The 20,935-nt window shown below is 57.4% G+C and carries 17 protein-coding genes; 12 read left to right on the top strand and 5 right to left on the bottom strand.

Annotation, left to right across the window (positions count from 1 at the left end; all coding sequences use genetic code 11):
- Positions 1-718 precede the first annotated feature (718 nt).
- The 3 genes from FY046_RS10640 to FY046_RS10630 are packed head-to-tail and all read left to right on the top strand — an operon-like array spanning position 719 to position 4,547.
- Positions 719-1,786 (top strand): ABC transporter ATP-binding protein, encoded by a 1,068-nt coding sequence (locus FY046_RS10640; protein ID WP_446186029.1) that lies wholly within the window; start codon positions 719-721, stop codon positions 1,784-1,786.
- 40 nt (positions 1,787-1,826) lie between these two features.
- The gene (locus tag FY046_RS10635) at positions 1,827-2,804 is read left to right on the top strand and encodes an ABC transporter substrate-binding protein (protein WP_171148869.1); all 978 of its coding nucleotides are present in this window, start codon (positions 1,827-1,829) and stop codon (positions 2,802-2,804) included.
- A 3-nt stretch (positions 2,805-2,807) separates the two neighbouring features.
- On the top strand, positions 2,808-4,547 hold the full coding sequence (locus tag FY046_RS10630; RefSeq protein WP_133843729.1) for an ABC transporter permease: 1,740 nt from the start codon (positions 2,808-2,810) through the stop codon (positions 4,545-4,547).
- Positions 4,548-4,699: 152 nt separating this feature from the next.
- Here the strand turns inward: FY046_RS10630 and abgT are convergent, their stop codons facing one another.
- The 3 genes from abgT to FY046_RS10615 all read right to left on the bottom strand — a co-directional run bounded on the left by abgT (position 4,700) and on the right by FY046_RS10615 (position 9,088).
- A complete protein-coding gene (gene abgT / locus FY046_RS10625; RefSeq protein ID WP_133843727.1) occupies positions 4,700-6,223 on the bottom strand; it encodes a p-aminobenzoyl-glutamate transporter in 1,524 nt (507 codons plus the stop codon).
- A gap of 100 nt (positions 6,224-6,323) precedes the next feature.
- Positions 6,324-7,772: a M20 family metallopeptidase gene (locus FY046_RS10620; protein ID WP_244874698.1), complete on the bottom strand. Its 1,449-nt coding sequence runs from the start codon at positions 7,770-7,772 to the stop codon at positions 6,324-6,326.
- The gene (locus FY046_RS10615) at positions 7,772-9,088 is read right to left on the bottom strand and encodes an amidohydrolase (protein ID WP_446186028.1); all 1,317 of its coding nucleotides are present in this window, start codon (positions 9,086-9,088) and stop codon (positions 7,772-7,774) included. The genes FY046_RS10620 and FY046_RS10615 overlap by 1 nt, the downstream gene beginning before the upstream one ends.
- A 129-nt stretch (positions 9,089-9,217) precedes the next feature.
- Between FY046_RS10615 and FY046_RS10610 the strand changes: the two genes are divergently transcribed.
- From FY046_RS10610 to FY046_RS10580, 7 genes are all read left to right on the top strand, one after another.
- A complete protein-coding gene (locus FY046_RS10610; RefSeq protein ID WP_133843723.1) occupies positions 9,218-10,132 on the top strand; it encodes a LysR family transcriptional regulator in 915 nt (304 codons plus the stop codon).
- A 110-nt stretch (positions 10,133-10,242) separates the two neighbouring features.
- Positions 10,243-11,364, top strand: coding sequence for a porin (locus tag FY046_RS10605; protein ID WP_446186027.1), 1,122 nt, complete (start codon positions 10,243-10,245; stop codon positions 11,362-11,364).
- Between the two features lie 139 nt (positions 11,365-11,503).
- Positions 11,504-12,022 (top strand): GNAT family N-acetyltransferase, encoded by a 519-nt coding sequence (locus FY046_RS10600; protein WP_133843721.1) that lies wholly within the window; start codon positions 11,504-11,506, stop codon positions 12,020-12,022.
- An 89-nt stretch (positions 12,023-12,111) separates the two neighbouring features.
- Entirely contained in the window at positions 12,112-13,239 is a 1,128-nt protein-coding gene (locus FY046_RS10595) for an ABC transporter substrate-binding protein (protein ID WP_133843718.1), read from the top strand.
- Positions 13,240-13,469: 230 nt separating this feature from the next.
- Positions 13,470-14,195, top strand: coding sequence for a gluconate 2-dehydrogenase subunit 3 family protein (locus FY046_RS10590; RefSeq protein WP_133843716.1), 726 nt, complete (start codon positions 13,470-13,472; stop codon positions 14,193-14,195).
- Positions 14,192-15,970: a GMC family oxidoreductase gene (locus tag FY046_RS10585; protein WP_133843714.1), complete on the top strand. Its 1,779-nt coding sequence runs from the start codon at positions 14,192-14,194 to the stop codon at positions 15,968-15,970. Before FY046_RS10590 ends, FY046_RS10585 begins: the two co-directional genes overlap by 4 nt.
- A gap of 13 nt (positions 15,971-15,983) precedes the next feature.
- A complete protein-coding gene (locus tag FY046_RS10580; RefSeq protein WP_159337374.1) occupies positions 15,984-17,210 on the top strand; it encodes a c-type cytochrome in 1,227 nt (408 codons plus the stop codon).
- A 58-nt stretch (positions 17,211-17,268) separates the two neighbouring features.
- On the opposite strand, the gene ftnA is transcribed toward FY046_RS10580, so the two are convergent.
- Entirely contained in the window at positions 17,269-17,778 is a 510-nt protein-coding gene (gene ftnA / locus FY046_RS10575; protein WP_133843710.1) for a non-heme ferritin, read from the bottom strand.
- A 395-nt stretch (positions 17,779-18,173) separates the two neighbouring features.
- On the bottom strand, positions 18,174-19,151 hold the full coding sequence (locus FY046_RS10570) for a sugar-binding transcriptional regulator (RefSeq protein ID WP_227535700.1): 978 nt from the start codon (positions 19,149-19,151) through the stop codon (positions 18,174-18,176).
- 198 nt (positions 19,152-19,349) lie between these two features.
- Here FY046_RS10570 and FY046_RS10565 point away from each other — a divergent pair, with 198 nt between their 5' ends.
- Both FY046_RS10565 and FY046_RS10560 read left to right on the top strand, forming a co-directional pair.
- Complete coding sequence (locus tag FY046_RS10565) at positions 19,350-20,279, top strand: tagatose-bisphosphate aldolase (protein WP_159337375.1); 930 nt, start codon at positions 19,350-19,352, stop codon at positions 20,277-20,279.
- The gene (locus tag FY046_RS10560) at positions 20,272-20,853 is read left to right on the top strand and encodes an AAA family ATPase (RefSeq protein WP_166653728.1); all 582 of its coding nucleotides are present in this window, start codon (positions 20,272-20,274) and stop codon (positions 20,851-20,853) included. The genes FY046_RS10565 and FY046_RS10560 overlap by 8 nt, the downstream gene beginning before the upstream one ends.
- Positions 20,854-20,935: the final 82 nt, after the last annotated feature.

Raw genomic sequence — 20,935 nt, 5'->3', positions numbered from 1 at the left:
CCCACAACCCGCAGCATTCCGCAGGGGTCAGGCACGCCTGGCCCATTCCAACAACCCGCAGCATTCCGCAGGGGTCAGGCACGCCTGGCCCATTCCAACAACCCGCAGCATTCCGCAGGGGTCAGGCACGCCTGGCCCGTCCTGACAATCCGCAGCATTCCGCAGGGGTCAGGCACGCCCGGCCCATTCCAACAACCCGCAGCATTCCGCAGGGGTCAGGCACGCCCGGCCCATTCCAACAACCCGCAGCATTCCGTAGGGGTCAGGCACGCCTGGCCCATTCCAACAACCCGCAGCATTCCGTAGGGGTCAGGCACGCCTGGCCCATTCCAACAACCCGCAGCATTCCGCAGGGGTCAGGCACGTCCGGCCCATTCCAACAACCCGCAGCATTCCGTAGGGGTCAGGCACGCCTGGCCCGTCCTGACAATCCGCAGCATTCCGCAGGGGTCAGGCACGCCCGGCCCATTCCAACAACCCGCAGCATTCCGCAGGGGTCAGGCACGTCCGGCCCATTCCAACAACCCGCAGCATTCCGTAGGGGTCAGGCACGCCCGGCCCATTCCAATAACCCGCAGCATTCCGTAGGGGTCAGGCACGCCTGACCCGCCCTGGTCAGCAACGTCACTGCCGTTCGCTATCGCACTGTCACCTGCCTGTCATCTACGCTCAGTATGTTTTAACGCGTTACTGTGACTGACGGAGCTGAACTGCATTTATGTCTGCGATCCTGATCAACAACCTGTGTAAATCCTTTGGTTCGCAGCCGGTGCTGCGCGATGTGTCACTCCATATTGAACACGGTGAATTTATTGCGGTACTCGGCCCTTCCGGCTGCGGTAAGACCACTCTGTTGCGTACGCTGGCCGGTTTTGAAACCCCGGATGCGGGAACGATCAGCATAGGTGAACGCTGTTACAGCGCGCCGGGGCAGCATCTGCCGCCGGAACAGCGCGATCTGAGCATTGTCTTTCAGAACTACGCGCTGTGGCCGCATATGTCAGTGGCGGAAAACGTGGAATACGGTCTGAAAGTGAAAGGGATGGCACGTGAGCTGCGTCAGCAGCGGGTGGTTGCGGCTCTGTTACAGGTCGGGTTGGAAGGAATGGCCGAACGTAAGCCGGCCGATCTCTCAGGCGGCCAGCGGCAGCGTGTGGCACTGGCCCGCTGTCTGGTAACGCGTCCTCAGGTGGTGCTGCTCGACGAGCCTCTGGCCAACCTCGATGTGCATCTGCGCGCCACCATGGAAGAGGAATTCACCCGCTTTCACCAGCACTCTGGTGCCACGCTGTTGTATATCACTCACGATCAGCATGAAGCGATGGCGCTGGCCGACCGCATTGTGGTGATGCACGCCGGGCAGGTGATGCAGTTCGCCAGCCCGCAAACTCTCTACCGCCAGCCCGCCTGTGAAATGGTGGCGCGCTTTATTGACGATGGCCGCGTGGTCACCGTCAGCGATATTGAAGCGGACGGACACGGCCGCGCCTGGGTCACGCTTTACGGACAGCGCATCTCCCTGCGTGCCAGCCCCCAACAGCCCGTACTGCCTGTTGGGAAAATCTGTTTGCATGCAGCCGATTTACGTCTGGCAACGGAAGAACAGCCGGGCTTCTGGGGCACTATTCAGCGGGTGATTTACCGTGGCAGTTACCGCCAGTTGGAGATCGCGCCGGAGGCTGACCCGGAAAACCGCCTGACCCTGATGCTTACCGATGCGCCACTGTGGCAGACGGGTGAGCGCCTGAAGCTGTCGGTCGTTGATGGCTGGGTCATTCCTGCTTAATTTTTCTCTCATTTACCATCACTTAAAGGACTTCAGGGATATGCGTAACACGATAAAAATTCTGGCGCTGCTGGTGGGCTTCTCTTCACTGTCCACCCTGGCGGCCGATGGCAAACTGGTGGTGTATACCTCGCAGGCACCGGAAATTGCCCAGCAAACCATGGATGCCTTTAAAGCGGCGAACCCCGGCATCGAGGTGTCCTGGACGCGTAACGGCACCACGCAATTGATGAACGTGCTGCGGACCGAAATGATGAGCGGTGAGGTGAAAGCCGATGTGCTGCTGGTGGCAGATGCCATTAACCTTGGCGCGCTGAAAAAAGAGGGCAAACTGATGGCCTGGCCGGATGCGCCGGTCAGCAACATCAGCCCTGATTTCTATGACAAAGATAAGACCTGGTTTGGCACCAAAATCATCGCCACGGTGATTGGCTATAACACCCAAAAGGCCAAACCGGTAAACAGCTGGATGGCGTTGACGGCGGCAGATAACCGGGGGCAGGTGGCGGTGCCAAGCCCGCTTTACTCCGGTGCGGCGCTCTATCATCTGCACACGGTGATCAATACGCCGACGATTGGCTGGGATTTTTATCAGAAGCTGGCCGCGAACGGCGTGACCCCGGAAGGTGGCAACGGCCCGGCGCTGAAAGCGGTGGCCAGCGGCATGGCGAAATATGGCGTGATCACCGATGCCGATATAATCCGTGCTAAGAAGCAGGGATCCCCGGTGGACCTGGTCTATCCGCAGGAAGGCGTGTCCTATGTGACAGAGCCGGTGGCGATCCTCAAAGGGGCACATAACGTTGCGGCTGCCAAAGTCTTCGTCAGCTTTATGCTGTCGGAGAAAGGTCAGCAGTTAGTCGCGACCCAGGGGAACCGTCCTGTCGACAAACGTGTGGCTGCGCCGGAAGGCTTTGCGCCGATGGAGAGCATCAAACTGCTGACGCTGGATACCGATAAAGCGGTGGCCGACGATAAGCAGGTGCGGGATAAATTCACTGAAATTTTTGGTGGCTAAAGGATGAGCGTGCTGCCTTCTCTGACGCGCAGCCTGCCGGGGCAGCGCAGGTTGCGTCTGCCTGGCAGCGAGCACTGGGTGCTGTGGCTGCTGGCGCTGATGATCGGCCTGCTGTCGGTGGCCCCGCTGGCGCGGCTGGTCTGGGCCGCCGTGGCGCCGCAGGGTGTGCCGGACAGTCAGCGTCTGTTTGAGCTGCTTGCCACCCCGCGGGTGCTGCGTGCAACGGGCAACACGCTGCTGATTGCGCTGGCCTCGACGGCACTGGCGCTGCTGCTGGGTACGCTGGCTGCCTGGCTGGTGGCGCTGAGTAATATGCGTGCGAAAGCGGCATGGGTCTTTGCGTTTATCCTGCCACTGATGATCCCCCCACAGGTCACGGCGCTTGCGTGGGTACAGGCGCTGTCGCCGTCCAGTCTGGTTATGCAGGCGCTGGTGGCCCTTGGGTTGCCGTTTGACAGCGGCGGGCCACCGCCGCTCTATTCACTGGGTGGTATTATTCTGCTGCTCGGCCTGCACAATGCGCCGCTGGTGTTTCTGGCGGTGCGCGCCGGGTTGCAACGTCTGCCTGCTGAACTGGTGGAGGCGGCTCGCATTACCGGCGCATCGCCGCTGCACGTTCTGTTGACGGTGGTCCTGCCGCTGGCGCGTCCGGCGATCTTTGCCGGTGCGGCGCTGTCGTTTGTGGCGGCGGCAGGCAACTTTGGTATTCAGGCTATGCTCGGTATTCCTGGCCGGGTGCCCACGTTGATCACGCTGGTTTATCAGCAGCTTAATACCACCGGACCGGGCGCATTGCCTGATATGGCGGTGCTCTCGCTACTGCTGACGGCGATCACTCTGGGCGGTATGCTGGTCAGTAATCTGCTGGGCGGGCGACGCGATGTGCGCGTGAATGGCAGCACGCAGCCGTTCACTCAGTCCCTCGGGCGCTGGCGTCTGCCGGTGGAGTGTGCGGTATGGTTGCTGATGGTGCTGATCCTGCTGCTGCCGCTCTCGGCGCTGCTGACCACCTCGTTGACGCAGGGTTTTGGTCAGTCACTGAACCTGCAATCACTGACGCTGCTTAACTACCGCAATGCGCTGTTTGACTACCCCGCAGTGCGTCATGCTTTTCTCACCAGTCTGGGCCTGACGCTGCTGGCAGTGGCGATCCTCACGGTGATGGCGCTGTTTATGGCCTGTTTCCTCAGCTGGCGCCGCAGTCGCCTGGTACGGGTGCTGCATCTCTCCAGCGAACTGGCTTACGCTTTGCCTGGTGTGGTGACCGGGATTGCCGCGCTGCTGTTCTTCCTGAAACCGCTGCCGCTGGTGAATGTCAGTCTTTACGGCACGGTGTGGATTATTCTCGCGGCCTATCTTTCCAACTTTCTGGCGCTGGTGCTGCGGCCAACGCTGGCCGGTTTTGCCCGCATCGAGCGTTCGCTGGATGAAGCCGCACAGCTGGCGGGAGCGGGGTTTCTGCGGCGCATGCGTGACATTGTGCTGCCGCTGGTGGCGCCTTCGGCGATTGCCGGGGCGATTCTGGTATTCCTGACCGCGCTGAACGAAATTCAGGTATCGATTCTGTTGGTGACCTCTGCAACCCAGACCCTTGGGCCGACGATTGTCTTCCTCGATGAGGGCGGTTCCTCAACGCTGGCCGCCGCCGTTGGCTGTCTGATGATCCTGCTGGTGGTGCTGCTGATGCTGCTGGCGTCATGGCTGGCACGACGTCATCGTGGCGTGCTGCCGTGGCAGGTTTAAACCGTTATCTTACGGCGTTTACGGTCAACGGCAGGTCAAGATTAACGGCCAGGCCAAGGGCGTTTCGCTTTCCCACTTTGTGGGCGAAGCGACCAAAGGGCGGCAGTCGCCCCGCCCTTTGGAATCCGCGCTTGCGGCAGGCGTCACGGCCCCTACGGCAACACCGGATACACCCCTGGCCCAATCGGCAGCCCCAGCGCATACCACGCCAGCAGCAGCGCAATCCACACGGCAAAAAACACCAGCGGATACGGCATAATCAGCGTGTAATAGGTCCCGAGCTGCGCGTCTTTGCGGTAGCGTTGCAGGAAGCCAAGGAACAGCGGCAGGAACGGTGACATTGGCGACAGCGGCAACACAGCAGAGTCAGCGATGCGGAAAATCATCTGTGCGAAGGCTGGGTGGAAGCCAAGCAGCATAAACATCGGCACGAAAATTGGTGCCAGGATCGACCAGATAGCTGACCCACTGGCGATAAACATGCAAAGAAACGCCGACAGGAACATCAGCCCGATAAACGCCGGTGCGCCGGTCATGGACATTTGCTCCAGCACATCCGTCAGCCCCACCGCCATAAATGTGCCCATATTGCTCCAGTTAAACATCGCGACAAACTGGGCGAGCGGAAACACCATCACGATAAATCCGGCCATGCTTTTCATCGGTTCAATCAGCAGGGCAGGTACATCATCCGGGCGGGTGATCTGCTTTGTCGCCACGCCGTAAGTGATCGCCACCACAAAGAAGAACAGAATAATCAGCGGCACAATGCCCTGAATAAACGGCGAAGGGATGATCGCGCCGCTGCCCGGATTGCGCAGCATCGCCCCTTCAGGTACCACCATCAGCGCCACCAGACCGATAAACACGACTGCCGCCAGCGCACTCATCAGCAGGCCACGGTTCTGCAACGGTGTCAGGCTGGCGAGCTTCTCTTCACTGTCTCCCTGCCAGGCGGGCAGGCGGGGTTCAACAAACTTATCCGTCAGCAGCCCGCCCGCGAAGGTCAGCACGATCACCGAGCTGGCCATAAAGAACCAGTTATCGATGACGCTGACGTGTACGGTATCGCTCACCGCTTTGGCCGCCTCACTGCTGATGCCCGAGAGCAGCACATCGGTGGTCACAATCAGCAGGTTGGCGGTAAAGCCGGAAGCCACCCCGGCAATTGCGGCAAGCAGCCCGGCGACCGGATGACGACCGACGGCAATAAACATCAGGGCACCCAGTGGCGGCATCACCACCAGTGCAGCATCCGACGAAATATGGCTGAAGAAGGCGATAAACAGCACCATATAACTGGCGTAGCGGGCGCTGACAAACGAGGCCATCTTATTCATCAGTGCCTGCAACAGCCCGGTTTTTTCGGCCAGTCCGGCACCAATCATCAGCGCGAGGATCGAACCCAGCGGGGCAAAGCCGCTGAAGTTTTTGATGATATTCGGCAGGACCCACTGGATGCCCGCCACGCTCAGCAGGTTTTTGACCTCGACCATCTTACCGCTGGCCGGATTTTTCACCGCCACGCCGAACCAGGAGAGCAGCGCGGTCGATATCATCAGTACAGCAATCAGATAAACAAATAACAGAAACGGATTAGGTATCTTGTTGCCGATGCGTTCAATCCAGTAAAAAATCTTTCCCGGGCTTTTGTTGGCCGCTGTTGTTTCGCTCATTGATTAACCCTATTGCCTTGTCGTCGTTATGATGGTGTTTGCGTGTTATTTTTTTAACGGGGCCGGGATCGAGCCAGGCCTCCGGGAACGTCGAATATCGTTACGCCAGCGGCGTTGGTTTAACGCCTGCCGGAATGGGGCAGTGGTAAGGCTGTCTGGCCCGCTGCTGACGGAACTCCTGCTGCGCCTTATCCAGGACATCCGCATCGCTGAATAATGCCAGCGCGGTTGCCGCCAGGGTTTTACCTGCAAGACACATGCCTTTATGGGCAATCGGGGTGCGGCCCTGGGCCACTAACTGCCAGCTGTGCAGTGCCGTGCCGAAGGCAAAACAGGGGGTAAAACACTGTGCGGTCGGTGCCACCCAACTGACGTCACCCACATCGGTTGAGCCGTACAGCACCTCTTCGCTGGCGCAGTACGGAGCAACGCTCTCCATCAGCACGCGATCGCCCAGCGCCTCTACCCAGGCGTGGCCCGCACTCCCCCCGGTACGCGCAGCGTTCAGCCGGGCGTTACGCAGATCGTCGGCGTTCAGCGTCTGGCGAATATCGGCGGCAAACTGGCGTTCTTCGTCGGTATAATCGGGCAATCCAAAATGCGTGAGCTGGCGATACATCAGTTGTTCCAGCACCCGGTTGGGCTGATAGTTGGAGCAGGCTTTTTCAAAGCGCACGCTCATCTGCGTACCTGTCATCAGTGCGGCGCCACGGGCGATATCGGTTACCCGCTGGTAAATATCCTCCAGCTGCTCAAGCTGCGGTGCGCGCACCAGATACAGTACTTCAGCCTCCGCCTGCACCACATTGGGGGAACTGCCGCCGCTGTTGGTCACCGCATAGTGCAGCCGCGCTTCAGGAATAATGTGTTCGCGCAGGAAGTTAGCGCCGGTATTCATCAATGTGACGGCATCCAGCGCGCTGCGTCCGAGGTGCGGTGCATTGGCCGCATGAGAGGCGACGCCGCTGAAGTGAAACGCCGCCTGGATATTGGCGAGGGTGGCGGTATTAAACATGCCGCTGAAGCCCTCCGGGTGCCAGGTCAGCGCGGCATCGACATCGTCGAACAGCCCTTCACGCACCATAAAGGTTTTACCGGAGCCACCCTCTTCGCCGGGGCAGCCGTAAAAGCGGATCGTGCCTGTTGCGCTGTTCTGTTGCAGCCAGGCCTTGACCGCACAGGCCGCCGCCAGCGCGGCAGTGCCCAACAGATTGTGGCCGCAGCCGTGGCCGTTGCCATCCGTGACCAGCGGCGTGCGCGTGCTGCATCCCGCCTGCTGGCTCAGCCCGGCCAGCGCGTCATACTCACCCAGCAGGGCAATCACCGGCTGACCCTTCCCGTAGCTGGCGATAAACGCAGTTTCAATGCCACCCGCCGCCTGTTCAATGCTAAAACCTTCCTGTTCCAGTGCCCCGGAGAGCAGCCCGGCGGCGAAGGTTTCGGTAAAGCGCGTTTCTGGCTGGTCCCAGATGGCATCGCTTAATGCGCTGAATCGCGCCTGGTGCTGGTCGATGTAGTGCGCCACAAAGTCATTCATTGCCTGGTTCATCACGCCTCCGCTTCGAATTCAGCAATATTGAGTGCAATCGCCGCGAGGGTTTTCACCGCCACCGCCATCACCTGCTCATTGAAGTCGAATTTTTCGTTGTGGTGCCCGGCGCTCAGTTCGGTGCCGAAAATGATGTAGGAAGCCTGCCCGCCGTGCTGCTTGACCCGCTCCATCATGTAGGTGGCATCTTCCGATCCGGCCGCCACACCGCGCTTGTTGACCCGCGAGGTCAGCTCGGGAATATGCCTCGCCTGGTGGCGAATATAACGCACCCATGGGGCGGTGGGCTGGCTGCTGCGCGCCGCGCCCATCAGCGTGACCTGATGCTCCACGCCGTACATCTCTGCCGCCCCTTTCAGGGTTTGCAGCGCACGCTGGTAGATAAAATCGTTGATTTCATTGGTTGCGCCACGGGTTTCCACTTTCATCATTGCACGGTCAGCGACGACGTTACGCCCGGTACCTGCCTGCAAGACGCCAACGTTGACACGGGCGCTGCCGCCGCTGTGCTGGGTCAGGGTGTGCAATCCCAGCGTGGCCTGTGCGGCGGCCAGCAGCGCGTTGCTGCCCTCTTCGGGGCGAGCACCCGCATGGGCAGCATTGCCACGGAAGCTGACGTCGAGCTTGGTGGTGGCCATAAAGTTATCGCTGCCGCACACCAGTTCACCCGCTGGAACGCCGGTGCCGATATGGATGGCGGTAAAGAAGTCGACGTCATCGACCACGCCCGCTTCGACCATCGATTTTGCGCCGCGAGTGCCTTCCTCTGCTGGCTGGAAAATCAGCTTGATGGTGCCGCTCAGTTCGGCTTCGAACTGCTTCAGGACCTGCGCCAGGCCAAGGCCGATGGTGGTGTGGCCGTCGTGGCCGCAGGCGTGCATCATGCCTGCATTGACGGAGCCAAAGCCCTCGGCGTGCGGGCGATGCTCCTCCGTCTGGTTTTCAATCACGTCCAGCGCATCCATATCCACGCGGAATGCCATCACCGGGCCGGGGCGGCCAGTCGCCAGCGTGGCGACAATCGCGCAGAAACCGCCGGAGAAGTGCGGCAGCCACTCCGGCAGCGCCCCCTGTTCCCGTGCACGCTGTTCGTGTTGCGCCAGTACCTCCGGCGCAGGCAGGCCCATGCGCGCTTCGGCCTTCACCACCTCTTTACCCAGCTGGAGCTGATAGCCAAGTCGATGGAGTTCGGCGGCCACGAGGGTGGCGGTGCGGAACTCCAGCCAGCCGGATTCGGCAAATTTATGCAGGTCACGCCGCCGCGCCTGTAGACGGGGTGCAATCTCTTTCACAAAGTCAGCAATAGCCTGGTGCATGGGTCATCCTTCTGATTGGGCATCATGATTTCAGTGTTATTACTTTCTGTTCTACACAATGGAATCCACGGGCAGAAGATGCCAATATCTTGTGACTGATAATCAGCGGTTATCACATAAGGAAAACCTATGCCTGCCTCCATCAAGTTACACCAGCTACGCGCTTTTGTTGACGTTGCCCGTCACGGCAGCATTCGTGCTGCCAGCCGGGCCGCCGGGTTGTCACAGCCCGCGCTGACTAAATCGATTCAGGAGCTGGAGGAGGTGCTGGGTGCAAGGTTGTTTATCCGGCGCAGTCAGGGCGTGGCGCTCACCGAGATTGGTGATAACTTTTTTCAACATGCGAGCCTGGTCCTTGAAGAGTTGCGCGTTGCGCAGGAGGACATTCAGCAGCGGCTGGGGCTGGCGGGTGGCACGGTGAACATCGGTGTGGGCGGCAGCATTGCGCGAACGCTGATGCCACAGGTGATCACCCAGTTTCGTCGCCAGTTTCCCAATGTGAAGATCCGCATTGTGGAAGGGCAACTGGTCTCAATGATCCCTGAGCTGCGACAGGGCGAGCTGGATTTCACTATCAACACATCCTATCCCGGTCATCTGGACAGCGAGCTGAGCTATGAAAGGCTGATGGAGCGCGAATATCGCGTCGTGGTGCGCAAAGGGCATCCGTGTGAGCACGTGACGTCGCTGGCGGAATTGCAGCACTGCGACTGGACGATGCCAACGCCACGCGGTAGCTATTATCGCCTGCTGCATGATCTGCTGCACGATATGGGCATGGCCCCGGCGATCAGCGTCACCTGCGAAACCTTTATGGCCTGCACCAGCCTGATCGCACAGAGTGATTTTGTCAGTATTCTCTCCAGTGATGTGATCGGCGACCCGATCCTCGGCAACCAGCTGGTGGCGCTGAATATTAAAGAGGTGCTGCCCAATGCCACGTTTTATCTCATTCAGCGGAAGGACAGTACGCTGACGCCGATGGGGGCAGAGCTGGCGCGCTTATTCCGTCTTCATTGCTGCCATTCACAAAAAGAGAACTAAGCACCGCACATCCCACTAAAACACACGCGGGAAAAACGCTATTTATTGATGATGTCGCCTGGCAGAACTCCCGGCAGTGGGCTGGTTGGAGCAATAAGGTGATATTCAGGATGCAAAAAACAGGGAAGGCGCTGGCTATCGTAATGCTGGTTCTTGCGTCATCTTCGGCCAGTGCGACGATCACCGTGCTGAAAAAAAACACCTTCACCGATCCGTGGTTATCCCCACTGAGTCTTGGCATCAGCGGCAGTATTCGCCCGGAGTTTATCTGGCATAAGGGAGAAGATAACCACGGTGGGCATGATGGCGGTACGCGTTTTCGCTTCAGCGTCGATTACCTGCTCAGGCCCGGCACATCGGTTATCGGCTTCTATTCACTGGGTGTGGATACGGCACATGTACTCGGGCTGAAGCACCACTACGATCATGACAATAACTGGGGGATTCAGCGTAAGCTGTTTGGTGGCATTAAAGATGACCGCTACGGTACGCTCACTTTTGGACACCAGTACAGCGTCTATTACGACACGATTGGGATAAAAAGTGACGTTTGGGACAATGACGGGCATGCCAGTGCTAACTGGATTGGCGTCGGTGGGGACTATGACGGGGGAGAACGCCCACGCAATAGTCTGAAGTACACCAACATCTTCGGTGACCTGACGCTCTATGTTGACTATTTGCTGCCGCAGGATGAACTGGTGTTGGGTGACAGCCAGTATTACCGACGCAAACGCGGTGGTGGCATTGGTGTTGACTATCAGATGGCAAAAGATCTGACGATGAGCGCCAGCTGGAATCAGACCAACGCCACGGTCAGAGGTTCGGGCAGCAAACAACGCGGTTATCGCCAGCAGTTTAGCGGCGCTGCCATGACCTGGCAGCCGGGCAACTGGTATCTGGTCGAAACTGCCACCCTGTATCGACATTATGTTCCTGCCACGATACGGCAGAGCACCGACAACTATTTTGCGCGACGCGGTTATGGGCTGGAGGCCTTTGCCGGTTATACCTTTCCGATCGACAAGCGTTATCTTCACTCCGTTCAGCCCTATTTTGCGGTGGATACGCTGCGCTTGCAGGGAAATGAAAATTATCATGCGAATCATGGATATCTGGGGGTTTACACGCAGCTGGCTTATGGCTTCTCCATTTATCTGGAACACACCTTCACCGCAGCGTCTGACAATGACCCAGACCAGACCTGGCTATCGGTTTACTATGATTTTTAAGCGCCCAACAATGAGTCGCGAACAGAATAGCCGGAGAGCATTTAATCTCCCTGTGGGGATTTTTCATTCGCCAAGGTATTAGTAAAAGCGATAGATTAATCTGCATCGCCGAATGATCTTAACCCCAGCGGAGCCACGCATGATGCCCACCGAGCTTATCACTATCCAGCGCTACCGATCGGAATACCAGCCTGGCGTCGTACAGCTTATCCTGCCGATCCAGAATGAGGAGTTTGGCATTGCCATCACGGCAGCACAGCAGCCGGATCTCAGCGATATCGGCCATTTTTATCAGCAGGGAAACGGTGATTTCTGGCTGGCGCAGATTGGTGAACGCGTGGTGGGCTGTATTGGTCTGAAAGATATAGGTCAACAGCAAACGGCGCTGCGTAAGATGTTTGTTGCCGCGCCGTATCGCGGGCGGGAGTGGGGGGTGGCGTCTGCGTTGCTTAACACCCTGATGATGCATGCACGACACCGGAGGGTGGACGATATCTTCCTTGGAACCACCGCGAAGTTTCTCGCGGCACACCGTTTTTACGAGAAAAACGGTTTTAGCGAGATCCCGGTGACGGAGCTACCCGTCAGCTTCCCGGTGATGACGGTGGACACGAAGTTCTACCGTTTTACCTTCTCATCCTCATGCGAAATTTCCTGACACATATTGTAATAACCCCGGCCTCGTCGTAGCATTCCTCAGCAAAATTGAGATTGAGAATAATTATTATTTCCTCTGTGGAGAGTGCTATGACGTTCTGGGGTAAAGCAGTGATCTTTGCTGGCGGTTTGTTCGCGTCGGCCAGCCTGCTGGCGGCACCGTTTGTGGTGGAAGATGTCAGCGGCCGTAAGGTCGAAATCAAATCCGAAGTGAAACGCGTGATCCTCGGTGAAGGGCGGCAGATCTACCTGCTGGCGGCCTTTGATACCGATGCACCGTTCCAGCGTGTGGTGGGCTGGCGCGACGATCTGCCAAAAGCGGATTTTGACAGCTATCAGATCTACGCCAAAAAATATCCGTCCATTACTTCACTACCGACCTTCGGCGGCGCGAAAGATGGCACCTTTAACGTTGAGCAGGCGCTGACGCTGAAGCCCGATCTGGTGTTGATGAACCTGGAATCGAAAGCGGCCACCGATGAATCTAAACTGACGGAAAAACTCGACAAGCTGGGCATCCCGGTGGTGTTTATCGATTTCCGCGAAAAGCCGTTTGAGAACGCGGTGAAAAGCATCCGCATTATGGGGCAGCTGGTTGGTAAACCTGAACGTGCGGAAGAGATCATCGCCTTCCGTCAGCAGCAGATCGATATCGTCACCGAACGCCTGAAAAACTATCAGGGCCCGCGTCCTAAAGTGATGCTGGATCGTGCCGGTGGCTATACCGAAGAGTGCTGCATGTCCTTCGGCGACGAAAACTTCGGCCGTATGGTCGAAGTGGCAGGGGGAACGAATATTGCCAAAGGGCTGATCCCAGGCACCTTCGGTACGCTGAATCCTGAGCAGATTATCGCTTCGCGTCCGGATGTGGTGGTGGTGACCGGTGCGAACTGGAAAAACTACAATACGGCCGGTGGCTGGGTGGGTGTCGGGCCAGGTGCGGATGTGACGCTGGCGACCCAGCGTTTAACCGCCCTGATGGCGCGTCCGGCATTCCGTACGTTGCCGGTGGCCACCAACGGTAACGCACACGCTATCTGGCATCAGTTCTACGACAGCCCTTATCAGTTTGTCGCGATTCAGATGCTGGCAAAATGGCTGCATCCGGAGTTGTTTAAAGATATCGACCCGGACGCTACGTTCCGTGAGTTCCATCAGCGGTTCTTGCCGATTGATTATCAGCCAGGTTACTGGGTTACCCTGAAACCGACGCCATAAATCTCTGAACAAAGGGTGCGATTCGCACCCTTTGTTCATTATGGAGGTTATCAATGAGCTGAAGCGATTATCCTGGAATAATCTTTATCCAAACTCATATCTGCTAACACGTTTCCCGCCCCCGTCGTCTTCCTTTGTCGCCTATTCTATCCCCCGCAGAAAATAAGGTTTTATGCTGCAGCACTGGCCCCTGTGCGGGCTGAATACCGACTATTCACAGGAAGAAGACAATGGTAGATCATGATGATGTTGCCCGTGGCAGGCGACGTTTCCTGCAACAATCGCTGGCGTTTATCCCGCTGGCTACGGTGGTGGGACGCGGAGTCGCTCCCCTCAGTGCGCAGGCTGCCCCGGCGCAGGGCGTCTCTCCTGGCCCGGTTCCTTTGTGGTTTAACCCCCGTGAATGGCGCTTTATTATTGCCGCCTGCGGCCGACTGATCCCGGAGGATGCGCTAGGCCCCGGCGCCGTTAGCGAAGGGGTGCCGGTTTTTATCGACAGACAGATGGAACAACCCTACGGCCACGGTCAGCTGTGGTATATGCAGCCACCGTTTGCGGAGGCGATCCCGGAGTTGGGATATCAGTCACCGCTGGTACCGCGCGAGATCTACCGCCGGGGAATCGCCGCGATAGACCAGCACTGCCAGCAGCATGAGCAGGCAGACTTTGCCGACCTGAAACCCCGGCAGCAGGATGCCCTGTTAACGCAGCTGGAAGCCGGTGAACTTAACTTTAGCGGATTGCCTGGCGCGCTGTTCTTTACCCAACTGCTGGATAACACCAAAGAGGGCTATTTGGCTGACCCGCAGCACGGCGGAAATCAGACGCTGGCCAGCTGGACGCTGATCGGTTTCCCCGGTGCACGTGCCGATTATCAGGATCAGATGGATAACCCGAATAAACCCTATCCGCTGCCTCCGGTCAGTATTTCTGGCTATCGGGGGCGCAGCGCATGAGTACAATCAAACACCCCCCGGTTGACGTTGTGATTGTTGGGTTTGGCTGGACGGGGGCGCTGATGGCCCGCGAGTTGGCGGAAACCGGGCTGAATATCCTGGCACTGGAGCGCGGTGAACAGCGCGATACCTGGCCGGACTTTGCTTACCCGCGCATAACGGATGAACTGACCTACGGTATCCGGCTGAAGCTGTTCCAGAACCCGGCGCGTGAGACGGTGACGGTGCGCCACACCTCAGCCGACCATGCCATGCCTTACCGCCGCTTTGGTTCTTTCCTGCCCGGTAACGGCGTAGGCGGGGCGGGGGTTCACTGGAACGGGATGCTGTGGCGGCCTCGGGAAACCGACCTGAAGATGCACAGTACCGTCACCGAACGTTACGGGGCCAGCGTGATCCCGGCGGACATGACGTTGCAGGACTATCCGGTGAGTTATCAGGAGCTGGAACCCTTCTTTGAGAAATTCGAAAAAATCTGCGGCACAGCAGGGCAGGTGGGTAACCTCCGTGGGGAGACCGTCGCCGGGGGCAATCCGTTTGAAGCGCCACGGCGTGCACCTTACCCGACAAAGCCCCTGAAGCAACAGTATGCCGGGCAGCTTTTTGCCCGGGCGGCAGAAAGCCTGGGGTACAGCCCGTTCCCTATTCCGGCAGCCAACTGCACCGAAGCCTGGAAGAACCCTTATGGTGTGCAGCTGGGCGTCTGCAACTACTGCGGGTTCTGTGAACGTTTCGGCTGTTTCAACGGTTCCAAAGCCTCGCCGCAGTCAACTATCCTGCCTTCACTTCGCCAGTTTTCGAACTTTTCGCTGCGCACTCAGGCACAGGTGTTGCGTATTAATACCGATGCCAGTGGGAAAAAAGCCACTGGCGTGACCTGGGTGGATGAGCTGGGGGTACAGCATGAACAGCCTGCGGATCTGGTGATCCTCAGCGCCTTCCAGCTGCATAACGTTCGCCTGCTGCTGCTGTCGGGGATAGGTAAACCCTACAATGCGCAGAGCGGAGAGGGCGTGGTTGGCCGTAACTATGCTTACCAGATGAATGGCAGCCTCAATCTGTTCTTTGGCGAGAAGCATAACTTTAATCCGTTTGCCGCCTCTGGCGTGACCGGGACGTTTATTGATGATTTCAATGCCGGGAATTTTGACCAGAGCGGGCTGGGTTTTATTGGCGGCGCCACCATCGGGGCTGCCACCAGCGGCGGACGGCCGATCCAGCAGATGCCGTTGCCTGCGGCATCCCCGCAGTGGGGCAGCGGCTGGAAAAAAAGCATCAAACAGCACTATCTGCACACCATGACCATCGGTTCATCGGGATCGGTCATGCCGTATAAACAGTGTTATCTCGACCTCGACCCGACCTACAAGGATGTCCACGGCCAGCCGCTGCTGCGCATGACGTTTGACTGGCAGCCGAATGAACTGAAAATGACGCAGTTTATGCAAGGCAAAGCGGAGCAGATAGCCCGTGTAATGGGGGCACAGCAGGTTGAATCGGGTTTTATGAAGCCCGGTGACCACTATGATGTGCGGCCATACCAGTCCACGCATACCACGGGGGGGACTGTGATGGGTGATAACCCGAAAAACAGTGTGGTTAACAAATATTTGCAAAGCTGGGATGTGCACAATTTGTTTGTGCTGGGGGCATCTGTCTTCCCTCAAAATCTTGCCTACAACCCCACCGGTATTGTTTGCGCCACTGCTCTGTGGGCAGCGCACGCCATCCGTACTCAATATTTCGCCCAGCCCGGACCGCTGGTGCAGGCCTGACAGGGAGTGAGCCATGAATATCAGACAATACGGTCTGTGTGTGCTGCTGGCAGTGGCCAGTAACAGCATTGCCGCTGTGCCTGAGCGCAGCATCAGTCCGGGGCACTATCTGGCCCTGGCGGCAGATTGTGCAGCCTGCCACACCGCAGAAAAAGGCACGCCTTTTGCCGGGGGACTGAAGATGGATACCCCCATCGGGGCTATTTACTCCACCAATATTACCCCGGATGCACAAACCGGCATCGGTCAATACAGCTATCAGGATTTTGCGCGGGCGCTTCGTGAGGGGAAGGCCCGGAATGGTCATTATCTGTATCCGGCGATGCCTTATACCGCGTTCAGCAAGTTTGACGACCAGCAGCTGCACGATTTGTATGCGTACTTCACACAGGAGGTTCCTGCCGTCCGGCAGGCAAACCGAAAAAGCGATATCCCCTGGCCGTTAAATATACGCTGGCCGTTGTGGGTGTGGAATATGATGTTTCATGACGATGAACGCTATCTTAACGACCCGCTGAAAAGCGCCGAGTGGAACCGGGGCGCCTGGCTGGTGATGGCTCCGGGGCACTGCGGTAGCTGCCATACGCCACGCGGTATAGCGATGCAGGAAAAAGGGCTGGACCACAATGACAGCGCCTATCTGTCCGGAGGAACCATTAACGGCTGGCATGCACCGGATCTGCGGGGCAACAACGTTCGCGGGTTGGGGAGCTGGACGCAGCAGGATATTATCAATTTCCTGAAAACAGGGCAGAACGACCGCACAATGGCATTTGGTTCCATGGCCGATGTGGTGCAGCAGAGTACGCAGCATCTTACGCCGGCGGATCTTAGTGCTATTGCGGTGTTTCTGAAGAGCCTGCCTCCCGGTAAATTCTCTTCTTCGCCAGCCAGTGAAGATTATGCCGAAGCTCAATATCCGGGGGCGGCGCTGTATCAGGATAACTGTGCCGCCTGCCACCGTAGCGATGGTCGGGGATACACTCACACCTTCCCGGCACTGGCAAGTAACCCGGCGCTGTTGGGGGATGATCCTTCGTCACTGGTTTCAATGATTTTGCACGGAGGCCGGGCTGCGGTGACAGAAAGAGCATTGACAGGTATGCGAATGCCAGGATTTGGCTGGCGGCTGACGGATCAACAGGTGGCCGAGCTGAGTAACTATGTGCGCAACAGTTGGGGAAATCAGGCCAGCGATGTGACGGCGGAGCAGGTGAAAAAATTGCGGAAAGGGGAGTAAAAGAGCAAGAAAAGGAAAAAAACGTCGTCCCTGAAAAAGGGGCGACGTTTGTCAGCGATTACGCCTGGTGTGCACCAGGTTCGCTCAGTTTCTGCAAATCTTTATCCACGAAGAACAGGGCCTGACCGCTGTTACCCACCAGTGCCAGTTTATCCAGTACAGATTTGAACAGCTTCTCTTCTTCGTGCTGCTCAGACACATACCACTGCAGGAAGTTAAAGGTGGAGTAGTCCTGGGTGGTCATGGCTGCGTGCGCCAGTTCGTTGATTTTAGCGGTGATCAACTGCTCGTGCTGATAAGCCTGCTCCAGCACTTCGTGCAGGGAGTTGAAGGTGACCGGTGGGGCTTCAATGGTGCCCAGTACCGGCATCGCGCCCGTATCGCTCAGGTAGTTGAACAGACGCTGCATGTGCTGCATCTCTTCTGTGGAGTGCTCACGCATAAACGCAGCCGCACCCTCGAAGCCTTTGTCGTTGCACCATGCGCTCATCTGCAGGTACAGGTTGGCAGAATAGAATTCCAGATTCAGTTGATCGTTCAACTGAGCGGTCATTTCATTAGTCAGCATGGTGACTCCTTTAACATTATATTTTGCGATTTATTACTCTCAATAATTCATGTTACAGGGACAGAGTGAATGTTTCTGTAACGTGAAGTATAACGAGTAAAACAGGTGATTTCTGCGCATTATGCACGCAGATTGATAAAATAAAAACCGTTTTATATAGCATAGGCTAATTTTATTGTTATCGCCTAAGAGTATGATTGGTAAGTGATAATCATTCCATGATGAATATAAACAGTTCTGCTTTTTAAATGATTATGATAACTATTCCTATTAAAATATAAATTGGATCAATATTACGGAATGAGAATTAATCCGTAATAGGTTATTTCTTATAAGGTGTTATTTTTACAGAGAATGAACTGCCTTTATCCGCCAGGGATAAAGGCAGTTATGGTTTACTGCGGCTCGGTGACCAGACGGTCGAGGATGGCCTGAGCTGTTTTAATATCGGTCACCAGTGCGTTGATCATGCCGGAACGTACGGCACCAATAATCCCGGCGGCTTTCTCTGCCGTGGCCGCCACCCCGATGCATAACGGGGTCTGACGAAGCTGGTCTGGTGATGCTGCAATCATCCGCTGTTCGCCCTCCCAGTGCAGCACTTCCCCCTGTTCGGTCACGTAGTGGCGCAGAACATCGCCCGCTGCATGGCTGAGCGCCTGCTCATCAGGGGTGGCCGTGCTGGTTTCGCTGGGGTGGGGCGCATGATGCGTCAGGCCGACGCCCACGATGGCCACGTCCAGCTTATCCCATAGCGAGGTAATTTGTTGCACGCCCGGATCGCAGAGAAATGCATCACGCAGCACCGGCGACGAGATATAGGGCGCGTGCAGGAAATGCGGCGTTCCCTCCATCTGTTCTGCGGCCTGGCGCACAAATTCGTTAATCTGAAAATGCGCTGCCGCCTGCTGCATACCGCCGTTGAGTGCCACCGTCATCACCCCCGGCAGGCGCGGCAGGCCGGATAGCGTCACTTCACGTACCGCCCGTCCCCAGCCAATGCCCACGACCGAACCACTGACCAGGTCGGCCTGCTGAAGCAGCGAGGCCAGCGGCGCATTCAGGGCACTGAGGATATTGGCAGGTGGGGACTCCACCACGGCAGCGGTTTTTAACCCCAGCCGGGCAATCAGATCCGCCGTGATCTCCTCAGGGGACGTCAGCTCAATCACCTCTATTCGCACAATCCCCGCCGCGCGCGCTTTGGTCAGCAGACGCGAGATCGTGGCGGTGGACACGCCCAGTTTTTTAGCGATATCGACCTGCGACATATCGGACTGATAGTGCAGCTTCGCCACCATATGCATCATTGCCCGCGTGGTGGCGGGATCTTGTAAAAGTGGCTCTTTCAGGGTTGTAATTCCTTTCTGCAATGTATTACACTCAGTTCATCGGTTGGAGAATTATTGCTCAACACCAGCAAAATTGCAACGTGCACAGGTGGCTGAAACCCCTGACAGGACTGGAGATTCACCGGCAACAGCCCGGCGTCGTGCACACAGGCTAAAGGTAACTTTCGGGTCGTCTACGACGGCTTTTTTACCCTGTAATCTGTATAGGAGTTCACCCTAATGTCACACATGTCCACTTCTGAACTGCGCGGTTATCAGCAAATTTGCGGCAGCAACGGCGCGATGCTGGTGATTGCCTGCGACCAGCGCGGTGCGATGCGAACGCTGTTAAGTGCCGATCCCGACCAGCAAAAAGCCATTTCCGAGCAGCAGCTCGGCGGTATCAAGGCGGATATCACCCGCTATCTCGCCAGTCAGGCTTCCTGCGTGCTGGTGGATGCCGTCTGTGCTGTACCGGATCTGGTGGATCACGGGATCATCAATCGCGATACCGCTCTGCTGATTGGCCTGGATGCGTCGGGTTTTGATACCACCCCGGAAGGCTACCGCAATTCACGCCTTGTGGAGGGCATCAGTGCCCGCCGTGTGCGCGAGCTGGGCGCTAACGGCGGTAAAATTATGGTCTATTTACGCGCCGACCGCCCGGATGCGAATCAACATAACCTCGATATTCTGCGCCACTGCATCGAAGACTTTGCCCGCGAAGATCTGCTGCTGGTGGTGGAGTTTCTTACCTATCCCCTGCCGGAAGAGACGGACGACGCGTATAAAAGCCGTGTGCCGTCACTGATCTATGAAGGCACCAAACTGTCACTGGAGCTGGGTGCCAAAGTGCTGAAGATCCCGTATCCTGGATCGGCTAAAGCTTGTGCCGATATCACCGAGCTTGCCGGGGATGTGCCCTGGGCCGTACTCTCGGCGGGAGTGGATCATACAACTTTCCTGACCCAGGTGGCGGATGCTATGAGCAACGGCGCTTCCGGTGTGATTGCCGGGCGTGCATTGTGGAAAGACTGCATCTCGCTGGACCGCCGTATCACCCGCGAAAAACTGGAAACGCTGGCCATCCCACGCCTGCGTGAAATCCAGGCGGTGATCGGCAAGTACTTCCATGCCCGTAGCACAGAGGAAAAAACCAGCCATGCCTGAGCAGCCCGTTTTGCAGCACTCTGCCCCCCGGAACCACGGTAAACGCCTGGTGATGGTGAACGGCGTACCCGCATCGGGAAAAAGCCATATCGCCACCCGTCTGTCGACGGCGACCGGTTGGCCACTGCTGACGCTGGATCAGATTAAAGAGCCGTTTATGCGTCAGATTGACGGTATTGACCGCCCGATGAACCGTAAGCTGGGCATTGCCGCTTATCAGGTGATTTGGTCGATTATTGCCGCTGCCCCGGCAGGTAACACCTTTATTGTTGATGCGTGGTTTGGCTTCCAGCCAAAAGCGGATCTGTCAGGGTTTATCGACGCGGCGGGCATTGATCGCATTGCTGAGATCTGGTGCCAGATCCCTGGTGAGATGGCAGCGCAGCGCTACAGCAGCAGGCTGGGCGCAAGGTTGCCGGGACATCCGGGAGCGGAATACGTGGCAGAACTGCAACAACTGGCTGACCGCGCCGAACCGATGCAACTCGGGCCGGTATGGGTTGCCGATCAACGCAGCGAGATCGACTTCAATGGGTTAATTCGCTGGACGCAGGAGATCGTGAATCAGGCTTAGTTAATTTATTCGCCTCTGCCAAAAATAAACAGGATTAATCCTGAATATTTACGGCGTATTAAATAAAGAGTGTTACCACTGG

The organism is Erwinia sp. 1181_3 (assembly GCF_052824965.1).
The sequence above is the reverse complement of the archived record's forward strand: the minus strand, read 5'-3'. Positions and strand labels throughout refer to the sequence as shown.